The organism is Ruegeria sp. YTSC199 (assembly GCF_059609725.1).
Map to the genome: position 1 here is coordinate 26209 of NZ_JBXWMF010000003.1, position 17653 is coordinate 43861.

Genomic DNA, 17653 nt, shown 5'->3' on the forward strand with positions numbered 1-17653 from the left:
CCCTCGGGCTGTGATCTTCGGGCATTCATGAGCACAATTGAATTCATCTGGGCAGTACATGTTCTGAGCCTATGTTGAAATCCGAACTCAAGTCCTTTCTTGCCGTTGCGACCTATAGCGGTTTTTTGGCTGCGGCCAACGAGCTGAACATCAGCCAGCCCACCCTGTCGACGCCGGTGAAGGATCTGGAAAACCGCTACGATGTTCAACTGTTCAACCGGGTCTGACGCGAGGCGCGGCTGACCCAAGCCGGGCTCGAATTGCTAACCACCACCTCACGCCTGCACAAGGCCGAGGTTGATGCGGAAACCCTGCTGGATTCGTCGCGCGGGTTTCACGCAGGTCAGCTCAGCATTGCCTCCGTCGGTCCGTTACTCGCCACCGACATGATCGTGGTCTTCAAGTCCAAATACTCCGCCATCGACCTTGAGGTCTGGTTTGGAATTTCCCAGCGGTGTTTGGATCGCATCATCTCTTACGAAGCCGACGTCGCGAGGCTGGCTTGACCACACGTGCCGCGATTAAAGCGGAAACCGAAAAGCGCGGCATCGAGGTTGAACCTATCCTCGAGTTGGGCAGCCGAGAAGGCAGTGGAACATGGTATCGGCATCTGGTTTGTCGCGGATTTCGAATTCGTCCCCCCCCCGATCTACGGGCGATTCCGATCACGGACACCAGTGTGGAAACCAGATTTTATCTGCCTCACCTGAACGGCGGGGCGGATTCCCGACTGTTTCCATCCTTTTGTGACACTGCAATAGAGACCAAATTGGGAGCGATTTGAGCGTCAATACACCCACCCGGCGATCATTGGCTTTACAGCAAGTAGCTTTCCGCCGATCCACTAACTCTCGCATTTTCAGCACCGCGCTATAGAATTAAGATGCGGCCCATCGAAAACGCCCAAGCCCTGTAGAGTAACAGTTACCAAAGGTTCCGTACGTGAATATTGAAAACCGCATGATGATGCCACCTCGCCACGAGCTGCGAAAAGTACGAAATCAGGGCATGACCTTTCTGGCGCTGGCCTTTCTGTTCAGCATATTTGTCAACATCCTGATGCTGACAGGGCCTTTGTTCATGTTGCAGGTCTATGACCGGGTGCTAGGATCCCGCGCAGTTGAAACCCTGACAGCGCTGTTCTTGCTGGTGGCACTGCTATACGCGCTCATGGCAATGCTGGATTACGCCCGCGGCAGAATCGTCGCGCGGTTTGGTGCCCGCTTCCAGTCACAACTGGACGAACGTGTGTTCGATGCGACCATGCGACGGTCGCTGTACCCGCAGGCACGATCAGCCCCGGCAACGGCGCTGCGCGATCTGGAATCGATTCAAAACCTGTGTTCCTCTCCTGTTTTGCTGGCGGTGATGGATATCCCGTGGACCCCCGTCTTTTTAGCGGCGATCTTCCTGTTCCACCCGCTGCTGGGCTGGCTGGCCGTTGTCGGCGGTTCCCTGCTGATCGTGATTGCGTTGCTGAACCAGGGCCTGACGCGCCACAAGGTGGCCTCGGCACAACAGGCCTCGGCGCAAGCCAATGCCTTTTCGGAACATGCCAGACAGGCCGCCGAGGTGGTGCGATCACAAGGCATGCAAGAGGACATCACCCAGCGATGGCAACGCCAGCGGACAAGTGCCCTGCGCCAGACCATCGCTGCCAGCGACTGGACCGGTAGCTTTACCTCGCTGACCAAGTCTCTGCGGTTATTCCTGCAATCGGCGATGCTGGCGCTTGGCGCCTGGCTGGTACTGCGCAACGAACTGACGCCTGGCGCTATGATCGCCGGTTCGATCCTGCTGGGTCGTGCGCTAGCGCCGGTCGAACAAGCCGTGGGCCAATGGGGTATGGTCGAGCGCGCGCGAACGGCCTGGACCTCGCTGAATCGGTTTCTGGATGCAACCCCGCCCGAAAAGCAACGCACCAAACTGCCCGTGCCCGAGGCCCGACTGACCGCCAAGGGTCTGACAGTCATCCCGCCGGGCGCGGACAAACCGACCCTGCGAAACGTGACGCTGCAGCTTGAACCGGGCCGCGCGCTTGGTGTCATCGGCAAAAGCGGGTCGGGAAAATCGACGCTGGCCAAGGCCCTGTTGGGCCTGTGGCAACCGGCCACAGGGGAAATCCGACTGGGCGGTGCGACGTTGGATCAATACGATCCCACTGATCTGGGCCAACACATCGGTTACCTGCCTCAGGCAGTGACCCTGTTCAACGGAACGGTGGCCGAGAACATTGCCCGCATGTCGGAAAACCCGGATCCCGAGGCTGTTGTGGCTGCGGCTAAAAAAGCCAAGGCACATGACCTGATCCTTAAACTCAGCAAGGGGTATGACACGTTTCTGGAAGGCAATGACAGCCAGTTGTCCGGTGGCCAAAAGCAACGGATCGCGCTGGCGCGTGCCTTGTACGGGGACCCAGTCATGCTGATCCTGGACGAGCCGAATTCGGCCCTGGATGCTGACGGAACCGAGGCATTGAATGCTGCTGTTCGAGGGCTGAAGGAGGCTGGCAAATCCACCATCATCATGACACACCGCCCGCAGGCGATTTCAGAATGTGACGATCTGGCGGTTGTCGAAAACGGGCAGGTAGTGAAAACCGGCAGCCGAGACGAGGTACTGGCTGCAATGGTGCAAAATGCCGGTGCGATCAAACGGGGCCTCAATCAGGTGAAAAAAGATGCAGGATAAGGTGTCTCAAGATACGCGCCCGGTGTGGCGGATCACCGTACCGGCTTTCGTTGGTTTTGCGGCGCTGATCATTCTTGTCGGCGGGTTGGGCGTCTGGGCGGTTCAGACCCGTCTGGCCGGGGCCATTATCTCGCAGGGGAGTATTGAGGTTCAAAGCAACCGGCAGGTCGTTGAACACCCTGATGGCGGTGTTGTCGGAGAGATTTTTGTCCGCGACGGAGATGTGGTCTCCGAGGGAGACATGCTGATCCGTCTGGACGATACGTTTTTGTCGTCAGAAAAGACCATCGTTGAATCTCAACTGTTTGAGCTGATGGCACGGCGGGCCCGTTTGGAGGCCGAACGCGACGGTGCAAGTGCCGAGGAGCTGGCAACTCAGTTGGCGATTGTTCAAGAGCAGGAAAGCATAAATGAAGATCTGATCGCAGGTCAGCGGAGCTTGTTCGAAGCCCGGCTGGAGACCCTAACGCAACAAACTCAGCAACTGGGCAAACAGCGGGATCAGATCGAAACAGAGATCGATGGCACAGAGGCACAACTTGTCTCTCTGCGGCGTCAGGTTGAACTCATTCAAGAGGAACTGGATGATCAAAAAAGCCTGCTAAATCGTGGCCTGACGCAGGCAAGCCGGGTTTCCGCCCTGCAGCGCGAAGAGGCCAGCCTGACAGGCGAGATTGGTCGGTTGGAGGCCACAGTTGCGCGCCTGGCTGGGCAAATTGCCGGAACAGAGATCGAAATTGTGGAATTGACCGCCACGCGACGCGAAGAGGCCATCACGGAATTGCGGGATGTTCAGACACAGATATTGGAATTGGCTGAACGTCGCCTGTCTCTGGATATACGGTTGTCACGGCTGGATATCCGCGCACCTGTCTCCGGGACGGTTTATGGCAGTCAGGTTTTTGCGCTACAGTCGGTGATACAACCTGCAGAACCGATGATGTATGTTGTTCCTCAGGACACACCTCTGCTTGTCGCTGCACGAGTGGACGCAATCCATGTAGATCAGCTATACGTCGGCCAACCTGTGTCCTTGCGTTTTCCGGCATTCAACCAACGTGAAACACCCGAAATTGAAGGGCAGGTAATCACTGTTTCGGCAGATACCTTCACAGATGAAAACACCGGCCAGACCTATTACCGTGCGGAAGTTGCTCCGGAAGACAGCGAAATCGAACGTCTGAACGGTCAAGCTTTGTTGCCCGGGATGCCGGTGGAAACCATGATCAAAACCGACGAAAGAAGCCCCCTGTCTTATTTGATCAAACCTATGGCCGACTATTTCAACCGGGCCTTCCGCGAGTAACAGCGACTGTTGTTTTCAGACCTGCTCGACGTTCCCTAGCAGGATCGCGGTCATGTCTGTGGCAATCACATTGTCGACTGCAGTCACGTTTACGCCTGTTTCGTAACTGACGTTGGTCTCTGTGATGCCGGACAGGTCTGCGTCCTTGTCAAGGAAAACCCATCCCGCGTCATGCCCCGTCGGCAGGCCAACAGATAGCTTAAGGATGGCCAAAGCGTCGAACGCATTGACCGTTCCATCCTGATTGACATCTGCCGCGATCAGGTTTTCTGGCGTTGCAGACCCCCATGTCGGGTCGAGCCCGACCGAGATCCGCAAAGCTTGCAAGGCGTCCAGTGCCGAGATTTTGTCACTGGCCAGAGAATAGGTTTTGATAATATCCAACTCGCCCTCAAACGTGCCAGAGGGTAAACCCAGATCAAAACGCCCTTCGTCATCCGCGCGAACGCTGATGGTCCCGCCTCCGTCCGGGGTAAAGCGAATCTCTGCGTCGGACAGGCCGGGATTCGCGGTTTCCGAGTTGATCGAGATATCGCCCAAGACGCCGTCCGAACTGCCTGGGTCCAACCCGCCGAAATCTCCGAAGTCCACCGGGATGTGATCCGGCCCGCCAAACCCCGCTCCGAACACTTCGGCGCTGGACAGAGGGCCTCCAGTCGCGGAGTTGATGACGATCACCTCGTCGATGTATTCGATCTGCGCCCCCTGCGCGGTGGCAGTAAAAGCTAACTGTCCGGGAGTGCGCAGCAGCGGATAGTCGAACAGGTCTAGCCGGTCGACCCCTGCCTGGAAGTCGTTAATGGTCGTAGGGTCGCTGCCATATTGCATGACAAAGATATCCGCCCCGGTTCCGCCATACATCGTGGTCGCCCCGACACCTGCGACCAGAATGTCATCACCTTCCCCGCCCATCAGGGTAGTGTTCAGTATGCTACCACTGAGTATGTCATTCTGCGCCGACCCGGTAACCGTCCCGAACCCGTCCCGCACGATACCCAGGTCATCGATTGAAACACTGAGCTGTGTCAGCCCCGCATCCTGTTGCGAACTGACGAGAATCTGCAGCTCGTTCCCAACATGAGCGACGCTCAGCGTTTCGACGTTTTGCAGGCCGCTTTGCACGGTGTCGGCAAAACTGTCCAGATGCACCAACTGGCCGTTCGGCGTCAGGGTAAACAGGGTAACACCGTCATCACCTCCGCCAGCCACGACAAACACATGCCCGTCGGCTTCGATCACGGCCAGATCCTGCACAGTTTCAATCCGTGTATGCAACGAATCCAGAACGTGGTCGGTTACAATCAGGCGCCCATCGACCGTTAATTCCATCACGCTGAGCGAGTTGCTGCCCGACCCAGCCACAACAACCCATGATTGGCCGAAAGCCTGCACCACCTCGACTGCCGTCGGCGTCGCAATTCCCAGTGTCGCCAGCGCGTCGCTGTTATCCACCGCGGTCAGAGCGCCGGTATCCTGGTCGACGTTGTAGGTGCCGATTGTGTTGCTGACAGAATCGGCCGCGATCACGAAGTGATCTGCCCCGACCCGCAACACCTGCATCGAATCAGCCTGCCCTGTGACCGAAGCTGCCAAGCTCAACGAACCATCCCCGTTAACGGTATACGTCGAGATCTGCCCTGTTCCCTCATGCGCGATAGTCAGCACATCGCCGAACTGAGCAATAGCCGAGATATCACCGCCACCGACCAGCGAGTCGGTTTCCTGCAAGGCGCCCACGGTCCCGTTTGGGTTGAGCTCATACCCGACCAGCCCGGTCGCCGTACGCACATCCAGAACAAGCTGATCGTCGCCGGCCAGCACCACGGGCAAGGCGCTGTCACCTACCTGATACGTGATCGTGCCACTGAAGTACTCGGTGTCCTGCAACTGCGGCAGAGCGCCCTCGACCAGCTTCCACACCGCAATTCCACCGCCCGGACCGGTCACGCTGAACAGATACACTTCGCCATTAAGCGTTTTTAAAGCCGTATCGCCGATACCTGAATCGAGCGCTGTGCTCCCCGTAGCAACCACTCCTTCGAACTGAAACACCATATCAAATCACCCCACGCCAAATTTGGCACCAACTACAGGATGATCCGATGCCCAGTCCGAAACCAAAGCGGGAATGTGGAGAAAACGAGGAGTTCGGCTTCAGTTTAACTCAATTTTTCTGGTCCGACCGCATGATTCACCGAAGGGAAAGACAGATGAACAAAACCTCGACCCCTCGGGCCGGTGCGGAAACCACATGTGAGGGCAAGATGACCAAAGAACCTGAAACCAAGATCAATCCGGCTGGTGATCAGCCCGATTTTGAGCGTAAACAGAACATCCGCAAGTGGATCGACGGAAAAATGCGCCGTTGGGCCGACCGTGGCATTGCTGGTGGGATCGGATCTTCAATTCTGGCCCTGCCTGCCTTGGCGCAGGCCACTATTGAAGAGCTTTATGCCTTTCAGTTCGCGGAAACGATTCACGGGGTGCGTTCGGTCAAGCTGCTGGATAATGGCGACGTTCTTCTGAAACTGGCCGATGGTCGACAACTGGTTGTTGCCGCCGAAAACGTGCAGGTGCTGGACAGCGGTGCTGTCATGATTGCCGAGGGCGTCGTATCCGAGATTGCTCAGTTCAGCCTGGCCGAAGCCGGCGGCGCCGCCGCAATCGGGGGAATCAGCGGAACCGGGGCTGCTTTGGGTGGTCTGGGTCTGGCGGGTGCCGCAGCCGCTGCCGGCGGCGGCGGCGGCGGTGGAGGGGACGACGATGCCGCCCCTGTGCCTGCGCCTACCCCCAGCTATCCCGTTCTCAACCTGGCGGGTTCGCAAGCCAACGCCTTGAGCAGCGCCAACATGAACCTCGCCGCGCCGGAAGGTACGGAAACTGTGGAAGTAACCATCGGCTCGGTCACAAAGACCGTTACGCCCGAAGATGACGGGTCCTGGAGTGTTTCACTGACACCGGCCGAAGCAGCCAGCCTGCCGCAGGGTGGGCAAACCGTGACCATTCGAAATCTCGATGCCGAGGGTACAGAACTGTCGTCTGAGACGGTCGCATTCGATGTGGATACTAGCCCCCCTACCCTGACAATCTCAGGGTTTTCCGACGGCGTGGTGATGAACGCGGCTGAACAGGCCACCGATCTGACCATTACCGGCACGACAACGGCCGAAGACGGACAAACCGTCACCGTCTCCCTCTACGGGCAAACCTACGAAGGTACGGTTACCGCCGGGCAATGGAGCGTAACTGTGCCCGTCGCTGGACTGGCTGTCATGCCAGACGGCGCAACGATTGCCGTCACTGCTGACGTCACCGATCAGGCGGGCAATCCGGCGACGCAAGCAGGTGCCAGTTTCGACACGGACTTTACCGCTCCGACAATTTCACTGGACCCGGTTGCCGGCGGATCGATTGAGTTGATCGATGTCAGCGCCGACCTGACACTGACGGGATCGACCACAGCGTTTGACGGCCAGCCCGTTAATGTGACGTTCGGTGGTCAAACCTATTCGACAACTGCCACCGGCGGCGGCTGGAGCGTGACGATCCCCAACACCGATCTCTCTGGCCTGTCGACCGGCGTACCAGCCGCGTTCAACGTGACTGTCTCCGATGCGGCTGGCAACTTCTCAGTCCCGGCCTCGGCATCCGTCCCGGTTGATCTGACTGGACCTTCCGTCACCATCTCTCCGCTATCCGTCGGCGCGGTTCTGAACGCTGTCGAAGTGGGGTCTGACCTGACGATCTCGGGGTCGACTGGCAATGTACAGGACGGCCAGCAAGTCACGGTCAACCTGAACGGTCAGACCTATACCGATACCGTCTCAGGCGGCACTTGGAGCGTGACCGTCGCGACCTCAGATCTGGCAGCCCTGCCAGACGGAGGGAGTTTTACCGTGACTGCGGACGTTTCCGACGCCGATGGTCTGGCGGCGCCTCATGCCAACGTACCACTGGGCAAGGATGCGACCGCACCGACGCTTTCGATCGACAGCTTCTCGGATGGTGCCATGCTGAACGCAGCTGAGCGGGGCACGGACCTGACCATCACAGGTTCGACCACAGCCGAGGACGGGCAGACCGTGACTGTTTCCGTGAACGGTCAAACCTACACCGGTGCTGCATCCGGTGGCGCGTGGACCGTTACCGTTCCTGCTGCGGATCTGGCAACCTTGTCGGACGGTGCCACCATTGCGGTCACCGCAGATGTGACCGATCAAGCAAGAAACCCGGCGGTCCAGGCCAGCAACAGCTTTGATACAGACTTCACGGCGCCAACGGTGAACATCACAAGCCTGTCGGATGGTGCGGTCATGAACGCTGCGGAACAGGGCACCGACCTGGTAATAACCGGCACCTCTGACGCCGCAGACGGCACAGTGGTGACGGTCGAAATCGCCCGCCCCGACGGAACAGTGGATGTTACCGGCACCACCACGGTCAACGGCGGCATTTGGAGCTACACGGCCCCATCCTCGGACTTGGGCGCGCTTCAGGATGGGGTCTCGTATGATGTCGATGCTTCGGTAGCGGATGCAGCGGGCAACAGCGCCCAAAACAGTGCAAGTTTTGACACCGATTTCACTGCTCCGACCGTTACACTCGATCCCCTATCCGTGGGCTCCGAACTGGACGTGACCGAACAAGGCAGCGACCTGACGATCACGGGCGCAACCAGCGCCGAGGATGGGCAAACCGTGTCTGTCACTCTAAACGGTCAGACATACACAGGCACCGCTTCAGGTGGTTCCTGGTCGGCAACTGTCCCCTCAGTCGATCTGGCCGCTCTGTCGGACAGCACCGGCTATCCGATCTCGGCCAGCGTAACCGATCAGGCTGGTAACCCGGCGACACCGGCTACGACTACGCTGACGACGGATTTCCGGCCAGTATTGACCATGAGCCCTGTCGGCACGAACAGCGCTATGTCGCTAGCTGATGCTCAAGCATCTGGCGTGACCGTTTCGGGAACTTCGACCGGCCTGAGCGCCGGCCAGGCGGTGGATGTTTTCCTCAACGGAAGCCCGATTGGCAGCGCGACTGTGGCTGTCGATGGCAGCTGGTCTTTGGCCGTCCCAGCATCGGATTTCTCGAGCATCGACGCGGGCGATTCCCTTGATTTCTCAGCAGATGCAACGGTCTCCGGTGGGCCGGACCCTGTAACCGCGACCGACGAGAACACCGCACACGAACCAGCAGCCTATGTCATCACTCAGGCCAGGATTTCCGGGAATACGGTGACCTTCGAAGTCTACGCGGATCCAGACACGGATATTTCAGGTGGCTTCGCCTTGGCTATGAATCTGGGCTTCGACCCTTCCGTTGCGACCTACGACCTCGGGTCTGAGGTCCGCGGTAGTGGTCTCATTAGTTTGGTTGCCAACCCGGACGGGGCCTCGGTGATCCGTTACTCCGGCATCTCAGGTATCCCCGATGGTATCAACCCCGTTATTGACCTGAGCCAGCCCGTTATGACCTTCGACATGACGGTCGTCGATGCAAGCAAACCCATTGAGCTGACGATCGCGACTTCGGTTGGCGGATATTCCGTCTTCCAACTCGGTACCAACGGTGGTGACACGCTGGTCGCAACCGACGTCGACAACATCATCCGCGGGCAGGACGGCAACGATGCGATTGATGTCTCGGCTGCAGGGCGAGACATTGTCGTGTTCGAGGCCGACCCGGCGGCCAACGGTATCGACACGGTAACAGGATTCACAATTGGCCCGGCAACTGAGGTTACGGATGCCATTATGTTCAGCGGCCTGAGTGTCGGAGCTCTGCGCGGTGACGGAACGGATGTCGAAACCCTGGCCATAGGCGATGTAATTGGCTCGGATACCGGTGTCGTTGGCCTGACAACGGTTTTGGGTGATTTGTCCCAAAACACGATCGAAACCGCTGTTGAAAGCTTTGCCGGTCTACATGCGGGCGACGAGATCTACGTTATGGCAACGGACGGTGCTGACAGTGTGTTGGTCAAGGTTGACTACAGCGCTCCAAACTCTGCGTTGGTTGAGACTGTCGCCCAATTCACTGGGCTAGATGATCTGACCGACCTGAGCGCGGACAACATCCTGCATACCGACCCAACCGGGGCAACGGCTTAAGCGACCAAACGGCTGTCGATCACAACGACCGGCGGCTATCCTTTATAACATGGAGCAATAATGGCGCAGAATGGCCTGGTTCCTGTCACCGCCGCCCGGCACGGGCATCGATACTGGAAACGTTTCACCTCTTACGAATTTGCAGCCAATCGCACCGAATGCGCGATTGTATTGCGGGAAGTTCCGCAGATTGCTGCCGCCTTTCCGATAGTGTTCAGGGAAACCGGCGAAGGTGTCGAACCCAGGGCCATTTTGTCCCCGTCAGACGATATGCCCACCCCTTTCGTATCACGACAGGGGCAGTGGTTGGCAGCCTATGTTCCTTCCAGCCTGCGATGCCATCCGTTTCAGGCACGGCCCCTGGGAGAAAACACGCCGGACGGATCCGCCCTGTTTCAGCTAAGCGTGGATGAGTCATCCGGGCTGCTAAGCACCAATCCAAGAGACGAGTCCTTCTTTGACGCTTCCGGGGATTTGTCGCCAGAATTGCGCGATGTGCGAAACTTTCTTCAAACCCGCGTTGCGGCCCGTGAGGCGACGCTGGAGCTTTGCCAGGCAATCAAGTCCGTGGGGCTTTTTGAACCCGTTAAACCCCTCGACGGGATCACTTTGCCCGCTGGGACTTTGTCCATATCAGCCCATCGTTTAAAGAAACTAACTCAGGCTGAAAAACTGGAACTGGTCGAAGCGGGTGCCTTTCTGCTGATCCACGCCCACCAGATCTCGCTTTGCCATTTCGCGTGGCTGGCGCGCGTAGAACAACAGCTGAAAGAGCAATACTCACTTAAAAACTACACTGAAAATTCAGACATTTCCGGTTTCCTTTGTGCAATGGCCAACGCGCAGAATGACGATGTCTTCGGAACCAGTGGGGTGTGAAACACCTATGCCAATACTCAATCGCAATCTCGGAATTGCACCTTATATCCTCTTCGCCGCAGTGTTATCGGCATGTACGCCTAAGCCCGATTTGACAGGGGTTGAGATGTCCCTGTCCAGCGGATCCGTCGGGGCCGGAGCAAACGCACCTTCACCCCAGCTGACGCAGAGCGCCTTTGGTCAGCGGATCAGAGCCGCCGTGGAAACAAACCCTGATCTGGCGCAAAGTGCGACACGGCTGGAGATCGCCGAAGCCAACGAAGATGCAGCCAAAGGGGCGTTTCTGCCCCGGCTCAATGTTGGCGTAAACGCCCGATCTGAACGCATAGAGTCCGATATTGCCGATGTCACACCATATCTGCGCATCTCGCAATTGGTGTATGACGGCGGGGCTGCGTCGAATGATCTGGCAGCAGCAAAGGCACGCGTGTTGCAAAGCCGCGGAGAACAGGTGCAAACGGCATCAGCGGTGGCGCTGTCGGCGATTGAGGCCTACGTCGTTGTACTGGACCGGCGAAAGATTTTGGAAATTTCCACCCAAAATGTCGCGGTTCATGAAGATTTGGTGCGTCAGATCACGGAACGCTCAGCGCAGGGCGCGGGATCAAATGCTGATGTTCTGACGGCACGCTCTCGTATGGCGGATGCACAGACACGGCTGGCAGATGCCAAAGCGCGTTTGGACCGTGCAGACGCCCAATATCGTGAATACTTTGGCTCAGCCCCCGGGGCACTTCCGCCACCTGTCACGGCTCCTAAACTGTCGCGAACCGACTCGCAGATCGTGATGGACAGCCCTCTGGTCAGGCGGGCGGATGCAGCCCTGCTGTCAGCTAAGGCAGAACAGGCAGCCGCCCATGCACGCCGTCAGCCCGGCGTAGAAATCGCCGCTTTTGCCGACCGGGATGACAGCAACGACGCGAATTTTGGCGTGGATCTGTCGTTCAACTACGAAATCGACAGTACGGGACAACGCCGGGCCGCAATCGCGGCGGCCGAAGCACAGGTCAAAGAGGCTGAGTTCACGCGGGATTCGGTTATCCGGGACATTCGCCGTGAATTGGAGTTCGTCCGTTCCGACCAGCAAGCCGGCGCGGTTCGCCTGCAGGCAGCCCAAGTTGCAGTGCAGGCCAACGCCGCAAGTGTTACCGCGGCGCGCGAACAGTTCACCATCGGCAGGCGCAGCCTGATCGAGATTCTGGACGCGCAGCGAGATTATGTAAACGCTCAGGAAAGATTGATCCTGGCCGAACAGAACTTTTTTCTGACCAACTACGCTGCGCTGAGTTTAACCGGTGACATTCTCGATCTGCTGGGTGTCTCAACGGTGAAGTGGGACGACGACCTATGACACAGCTTTTGCCTATTTCACATACACCTTCACTCACGCCCATCGAAGCTTGTCTGTTGCATGTCGCAGCCCAGCTGGACCGCCCTTTGACGGTGGCCGCCCTGCACGCGGCACAAACCGGCGCATCGGACGCACTTACCCTTCGCGATGCCATAGAGGTGGCGCAGAATGCCGGACTGCAAGCCGGATATGGCAAACGCAGGTTGCAGGACTTTGACACAAACCTATCGCCTGCACTGCTGATTCTGGAGGATGACAAAGCCGTTGTTTTCCACGGTCGCACACGGGACGGCAACCTAATGGTTTTCGATCCAGACCTCGGTGACGGGATCGGCGAAGTGTCCCAGGACAAACTGAGCCGCACTTATACCGGATTCGCAATCCTGTTTCGCCGGAACCATCGGGCCGAGGTCTCGGGCAGTGAGGTTCCCGCATCTGATCATTGGTTCTGGTCGGCGATGGCGGCGAACAAATGGTCCTATACGCAAGTACTCCTGGCCGCGGCGCTCGCGAATCTACTGGGCCTGTCCACCTCTATTTTCATTATGGTCGTCTATGACCGCGTACTGCCAAACGAAGCTACAGAATCTCTGATAGCCCTAACTGCGGGTGTCGCCCTCGCCCTGGGGTTTGATTTTCTTTTGAAACTGTTGCGCGCCGGGTTCATCGACCGCGCCGGGCAAAAGGCCGACATGCAGATGGGGCGGCGTGTTTTCGACCAGGTGCTTAACATCCGCATGAAGTCTCGTACCGGATCTACCGGTGCCATGGCAAGCACCGTGCGCGAGTTCGAAACCCTGCGAGAGTTCTTTACCTCGGCAACGCTGGTTGCATTGGTCGATCTTCCGTTCATTGCGCTGTTCGTGTTTGTCATCCATCTGGTCGGTGGGCCGCTGGCCCTGATCCCTGCCCTTGCGGTTCCGATTGTATTACTGGCTGGGGTGGCCGTGCAGCCCATATTATCGCGTCTGGCCGAGAAGAGCTTTTCGGACGGTCAATCCAAGCAATCTGTTCTGGTGGAAACCGTTGCTGGGCTTGAGACGATCAAGACCACGGCAGCTGCCAGGCCAATGCGAACCCGCTGGGAAAGCGCGATTGAACGCCAATCCTCGCACGGTACGCGCAGCCGTATGGTGACGCAGTTCGCCTTGAACCTTACCGGGTTCACCCAGCAGGCGGCACAGGTTCTGATCGTTTTCTACGGCGTGTTTTTGATTACTGACGGCCAGGCAAGTATGGGGGCTCTGGTTGCCTCGGTGATGCTGACCGGGCGTGCTCTGGCGCCACTGGGACAGCTCGCCCAGACCCTGACCCGCGTCAACCAAGCCCGCAGCGCGTATCGCAACCTGAACGCATTGATGCAGGCCGAAAGCGAAAGACCCAATGGGCGCAGCTGGATCAGCCGGAACAGCTTCGACGGGCACATCAGTTTTAAAAATGTCCACTTCACATACCCGGATCAGGCCGAGGACACACTGGCGGGGGTAACACTCTCGATCGAGCCCGGTGAAAAGGTTGCGATCTTAGGACCAATCGGTTCCGGAAAAAGCACAATCTCGCGCCTGCTGCTTGGGCTATATGAGCCGCAAACCGGATCGGTGATGCTGGATGGCGTGGATATTCGTCAGATTGATCCGGGTGATCTGCGTCGCAATGTCGGGTCCGTATTGCAGGACATTTGGCTGTTTTCCGGGACTGTACGCGAGAATATAAGTAGCGGCACTGTCAGACCACGCGATCAGGACTTGATCCGCGCAGGCAAGGTAGCCGGAGTTGAAGATTTTGTCGCCCGTCATCCCAACGGTTACGATCTGAAACTGGCCGAGCGTGGCGAAGGTCTGTCTGGTGGACAACGACAGGCCATTGCTCTGGCCAGGGCCTTGATTGGACGGCCCCCGGTTCTGTTGTTGGACGAACCGACCAGTGCGATGGATGTGAAAACCGAAGCTGAGGTGATCCGTCGTCTGAAGCAGGCAACGCAGAACACCACGATGGTTATCGTCACACATCGAACCAGCCTGTTGGAACTGGTGGACCGCGTGATCGTGATCGAAGGCGGGCGCGTGGCAGCTGATGGACCAAAGAGTATGCTCGCTCAACACGCCCGCAAGGCAGGGAGGCATCTGAATGTCGCGACATCCTGACCTTGCCACCCTCGCGCGCGAGATGCGCGGGCGCTCACCGATACGCGGATCCCTGCTTTTACTAGTGATCTCTTCGTGCCTGATCGCATTGGGCCTTTGGGCGCATCTGACCGAATTGGATGACGTGACCCGCGTGGACGGGCGGATTGTGCCCTCAGCCAACATACAGGTGATCGAAGCCACGGAACCCGGAGTTCTGCAGTCATTGAAAATTCGCGAAGGACAGGTGGTTGACAAGGGCATGTTGTTGATGGAGTTCGAAACAACACAAATTGACAGCCAATTCAGTCAGGAACAACAGCGCGCGTTCGGCCTAATGGCGCGAACTCAACGTTTGCAGGCGGAAATCGACGGCGGTGCCCTGAGTTTTTCACCAGACCTGATCAAAGGCGCGCCCGAGGTCGTGCGATCAGAGAGCGCTTTGTATCAGGGGCGGCAAACCGAACTTCAAGCAGAGATCGCCATCCTGGAACGTCAGCGCCAACAAAGGCAGCAGGAATTCGAAGAGGGCCTCGTGGATCGGATCACCGCCGACAAAACGCTCAGGCTTTTGGCGGAAGAGCGCGCGATGATGGAACCTCTGGTGCAAAAAAGGATGGAGCCCGCAACAACGCTTTTGACGCTACGCCGCGCTATGGCCGAGTGGGAAGGCCGGAAAACCCGGGCTGTTGCCGCGACCAACAGGCTAAAGACTGGTCTGGACGAGATAGACGACCGCATCCGCGCGACCCGTAGCCGGTTTCGCAGCGCCGCACTATCCGATCTGGCGGTGGTGACCACCGAACTTGCTGCATTGAAGCCGGTTTTGCCCGCGCTTCGGGATCGGGCCGACAGGGCGCAGGTGCGGTCTCCGGTACGTGGCATCGTCAACCGGGTACATCGCAGTACAATCGGGGGATTGGCCCGCAGCGGTGAGGAACTAGTTGAAATTGTACCCTTGAATGACACATTGCTTGTTGAAGCGTACGTTCGACCGGAAGACATCGCATTCCTGCATGCCGGACAGTCCGTCAAGGTCAAGATCACGGCTTATGATTTTGCCCGATATGGGGCGCTCGACGGCCAGATTATGCGTATCGGTGCCGACACGATTACACGTTCCGAGCGAAATGACGAGGAGGTTTTCGTGGTGGAGATTGAAACCAGCAATGCGATGCTGGATGCCGATGGTGTCGCCGTCGAAATCATCCCTGGTATGATTGCCGAAGTCGATATCCTTTCGGGCCGCAAAACGGTTCTCGAATACCTGCTGCAGCCCGTAGTCAAAATCAAGAATAGAGCTTTACGAGAATAGGAACCTCAAAAGTCGGCACAGGCCCTGCATGTACCGACTGCATCGCTCTGACGCCCAAACGCTATTGCGCAGAGGTTACCCCTTCGGACACTGGCTGTTTGAATTGATGGTCGAACAACTGACGGAACACCCCATCCTTCTCGATCAGGGTTTCAAGATTGCCTTCTTCAAGCACTTCGCCGTCCTGAATGACGACGATCTTGTCCGCCTCGAGCACGGTCGACAGCCGGTGAGCGATGACAATCGTCGTTACATTCTTGGTCAACCTGTCCAAAGCCTTTTTCACAAGCGTCTCGGATTCCGCATCCAGGGCACTGGTGGCTTCGTCCAGCAACAGGATTTCCGATTTGCGCAGAATTGCGCGGGCGATGGCGAGCCGCTGTTTTTGTCCCCCCGACAAAAACGAACCGTTTTCCCCGACCGGCGTGTCATAGCCGTATTCCAACTTGCTGATGAAATCATGGGCATGGGCGGCGCGTGCCGCCTCCATCACTTCTTCATCGGTGGCATCCGGGCGCGCGAATCTCAGATTGTCCATTACCGAGGCCGAGAACAAAAAAGTTTCCTGGCCAACATAAGATATCTTCTGACGCAGCGAGGCAAAGGTCACGCCCTGCAAGTCCTGATCATCAATCTCGACAGCCCCGGAGTCGGGGTCGTAGAACCGCATGATCAGGCCGAAGATCGTCGACTTGCCACCGCCGGACTGACCTACCAGAGCTGTCGTTTTGCCGGCTTCAAAAGTCAGGTTCATATTCGAAATGACCGGTGTGTCCCCTTTATACCCAAAAGTAAGGTCCCTAAGACGGATCTCACCCGGCCCCGTGACAAGGGTTTTGGCCTCGGGGCTTTCCCGCATGGTGTCTTCTTCATCCAAAAGCTCGAACATCATGCTGATCGGAACCAGCGTGGTCTCGATGACAACGCGCATCTTCGATAGACGTTTTGCCGGCTCGTATGCCATCAGCAAAGCTGTAATAAATGACATCAACTGGCCAGCTGTAGTTGGCTCGCTGCCTCCGAAGCCAATCGTGCTGATTACCAGAATACCCGCGATCGCAAGACCCGCCAGAAACTCCATCAAAGGGCTGGCAATCGACTGCAGCTTGGAAATCGAATTCGCCCGTTCCTCGACCGACCGGATCGCCCCGTTCATGCGGTTCGTCATGTGGTTTTCGAGGGCAAAAACTTTAATGATCGTGATCCCACCCGACGTTTCCTGAAGAACCTTGATGATTTCAGACAATGCCATCATCTCGGATTGCATGATCGCTTTCACGCGCTTTAGTAGGATGCGCACGCTGACCAACGCAACCGGACCAACGACAAAAAACAGCACCGAAAGCATTGGCTGCTGGTAAATCATGACGAAAAGCAGACCAACCAAGGTCAGCAGGTCACGAACAAAGCTTGTCACGACAACATCAACCAGCCTTCTTGCCGCCTGCGCACCCTGCGTGACCCGCAGCAACAGCCCCGAGGATTCATTTCGTGAGAAAAAGCCGACACCGCGCTTGATCAGCTTTGCGTAAAGGCGTTCTTGCTGAACCGCAATAATGCGGTTGCCGGCGCGCGCCAGAAAGATCGACTGAACGTAAGAAGCGAGCGCCTTGCCAAGAAACAGCCCAATAACGGCGGCGGCGATCAGTGCAACCTTGGATCGCATTTCGGGCTCGGTCATTGCGTTGACGATATTTTCCATCATCCACGCTGTACCCGCCGTTGTTCCGGCGACCCCAACCATGGCCACCATCGCAATCCCGTACAGCCAGCCCTGATTTCGGAGACTTTCGAACAGCAAGCGGCCAATATTACTCGACTTCCATTTGGCCCAGGTTCTTTTGATCATTCTATTCTCCAAAACCTTCAGCGGTT

Annotated in this window: 11 protein-coding genes; 9 read left to right on the top strand and 2 right to left on the bottom strand. The window is 57.6% G+C overall.

Annotated features, from left to right (window positions below):
• Positions 1-71 precede the first annotated feature (71 nt).
• The 4 genes from AC2FEE_RS03405 to AC2FEE_RS03420 all read left to right on the top strand — a co-directional run bounded on the left by AC2FEE_RS03405 (position 72) and on the right by AC2FEE_RS03420 (position 3997).
• Positions 72-227 (top strand): helix-turn-helix domain-containing protein, encoded by a 156-nt coding sequence (locus AC2FEE_RS03405; protein WP_496863058.1) that lies wholly within the window; start codon positions 72-74, stop codon positions 225-227.
• 33 nt (positions 228-260) lie between these two features.
• On the top strand, positions 261-506 hold the full coding sequence (locus AC2FEE_RS03410) for a hypothetical protein (protein ID WP_496863059.1): 246 nt from the start codon (positions 261-263) through the stop codon (positions 504-506).
• Positions 507-966: 460 nt separating this feature from the next.
• A complete protein-coding gene (locus AC2FEE_RS03415) occupies positions 967-2691 on the top strand; it encodes a type I secretion system permease/ATPase (protein WP_496863324.1) in 1725 nt (574 codons plus the stop codon).
• Positions 2681-3997, top strand: coding sequence for an HlyD family type I secretion periplasmic adaptor subunit (locus tag AC2FEE_RS03420; protein ID WP_496863060.1), 1317 nt, complete (start codon positions 2681-2683; stop codon positions 3995-3997). The genes AC2FEE_RS03415 and AC2FEE_RS03420 overlap by 11 nt, the downstream gene beginning before the upstream one ends.
• 15 nt (positions 3998-4012) lie before the next feature.
• Here AC2FEE_RS03420 and AC2FEE_RS03425 read toward each other — a convergent pair whose 3' ends face one another.
• Entirely contained in the window at positions 4013-6052 is a 2040-nt protein-coding gene (locus tag AC2FEE_RS03425; protein ID WP_496863061.1) for a beta-propeller fold lactonase family protein, read from the bottom strand.
• Between the two features lie 155 nt (positions 6053-6207).
• On the opposite strand from AC2FEE_RS03425, the gene AC2FEE_RS03430 reads away from it, so the two are divergent.
• The 5 genes from AC2FEE_RS03430 (at position 6208) to AC2FEE_RS03450 (ending at position 15778) form a co-directional block, all read left to right on the top strand.
• Entirely contained in the window at positions 6208-10110 is a 3903-nt protein-coding gene (locus AC2FEE_RS03430; RefSeq protein WP_496863062.1) for an Ig-like domain-containing protein, read from the top strand.
• 60 nt (positions 10111-10170) lie between these two features.
• Positions 10171-10989, top strand: a complete 819-nt coding sequence (locus AC2FEE_RS03435; protein ID WP_496863063.1) for a SapC family protein — start codon at positions 10171-10173, stop codon at positions 10987-10989.
• Positions 10990-11095: 106 nt separating this feature from the next.
• The gene (locus AC2FEE_RS03440) at positions 11096-12340 is read left to right on the top strand and encodes a TolC family protein (RefSeq protein ID WP_496863064.1); all 1245 of its coding nucleotides are present in this window, start codon (positions 11096-11098) and stop codon (positions 12338-12340) included.
• Positions 12337-14484 (top strand): type I secretion system permease/ATPase, encoded by a 2148-nt coding sequence (locus AC2FEE_RS03445; RefSeq protein WP_496863065.1) that lies wholly within the window; start codon positions 12337-12339, stop codon positions 14482-14484. The genes AC2FEE_RS03440 and AC2FEE_RS03445 overlap by 4 nt, the downstream gene beginning before the upstream one ends.
• Entirely contained in the window at positions 14468-15778 is a 1311-nt protein-coding gene (locus tag AC2FEE_RS03450) for an HlyD family type I secretion periplasmic adaptor subunit (RefSeq protein ID WP_496863066.1), read from the top strand. Before AC2FEE_RS03445 ends, AC2FEE_RS03450 begins: the two co-directional genes overlap by 17 nt.
• Before the next feature lie 61 nt (positions 15779-15839).
• Here AC2FEE_RS03450 and AC2FEE_RS03455 read toward each other — a convergent pair whose 3' ends face one another.
• The gene (locus AC2FEE_RS03455) at positions 15840-17627 is read right to left on the bottom strand and encodes an ABC transporter ATP-binding protein (protein WP_496863067.1); all 1788 of its coding nucleotides are present in this window, start codon (positions 17625-17627) and stop codon (positions 15840-15842) included.
• Positions 17628-17653 lie beyond the last annotated feature (26 nt).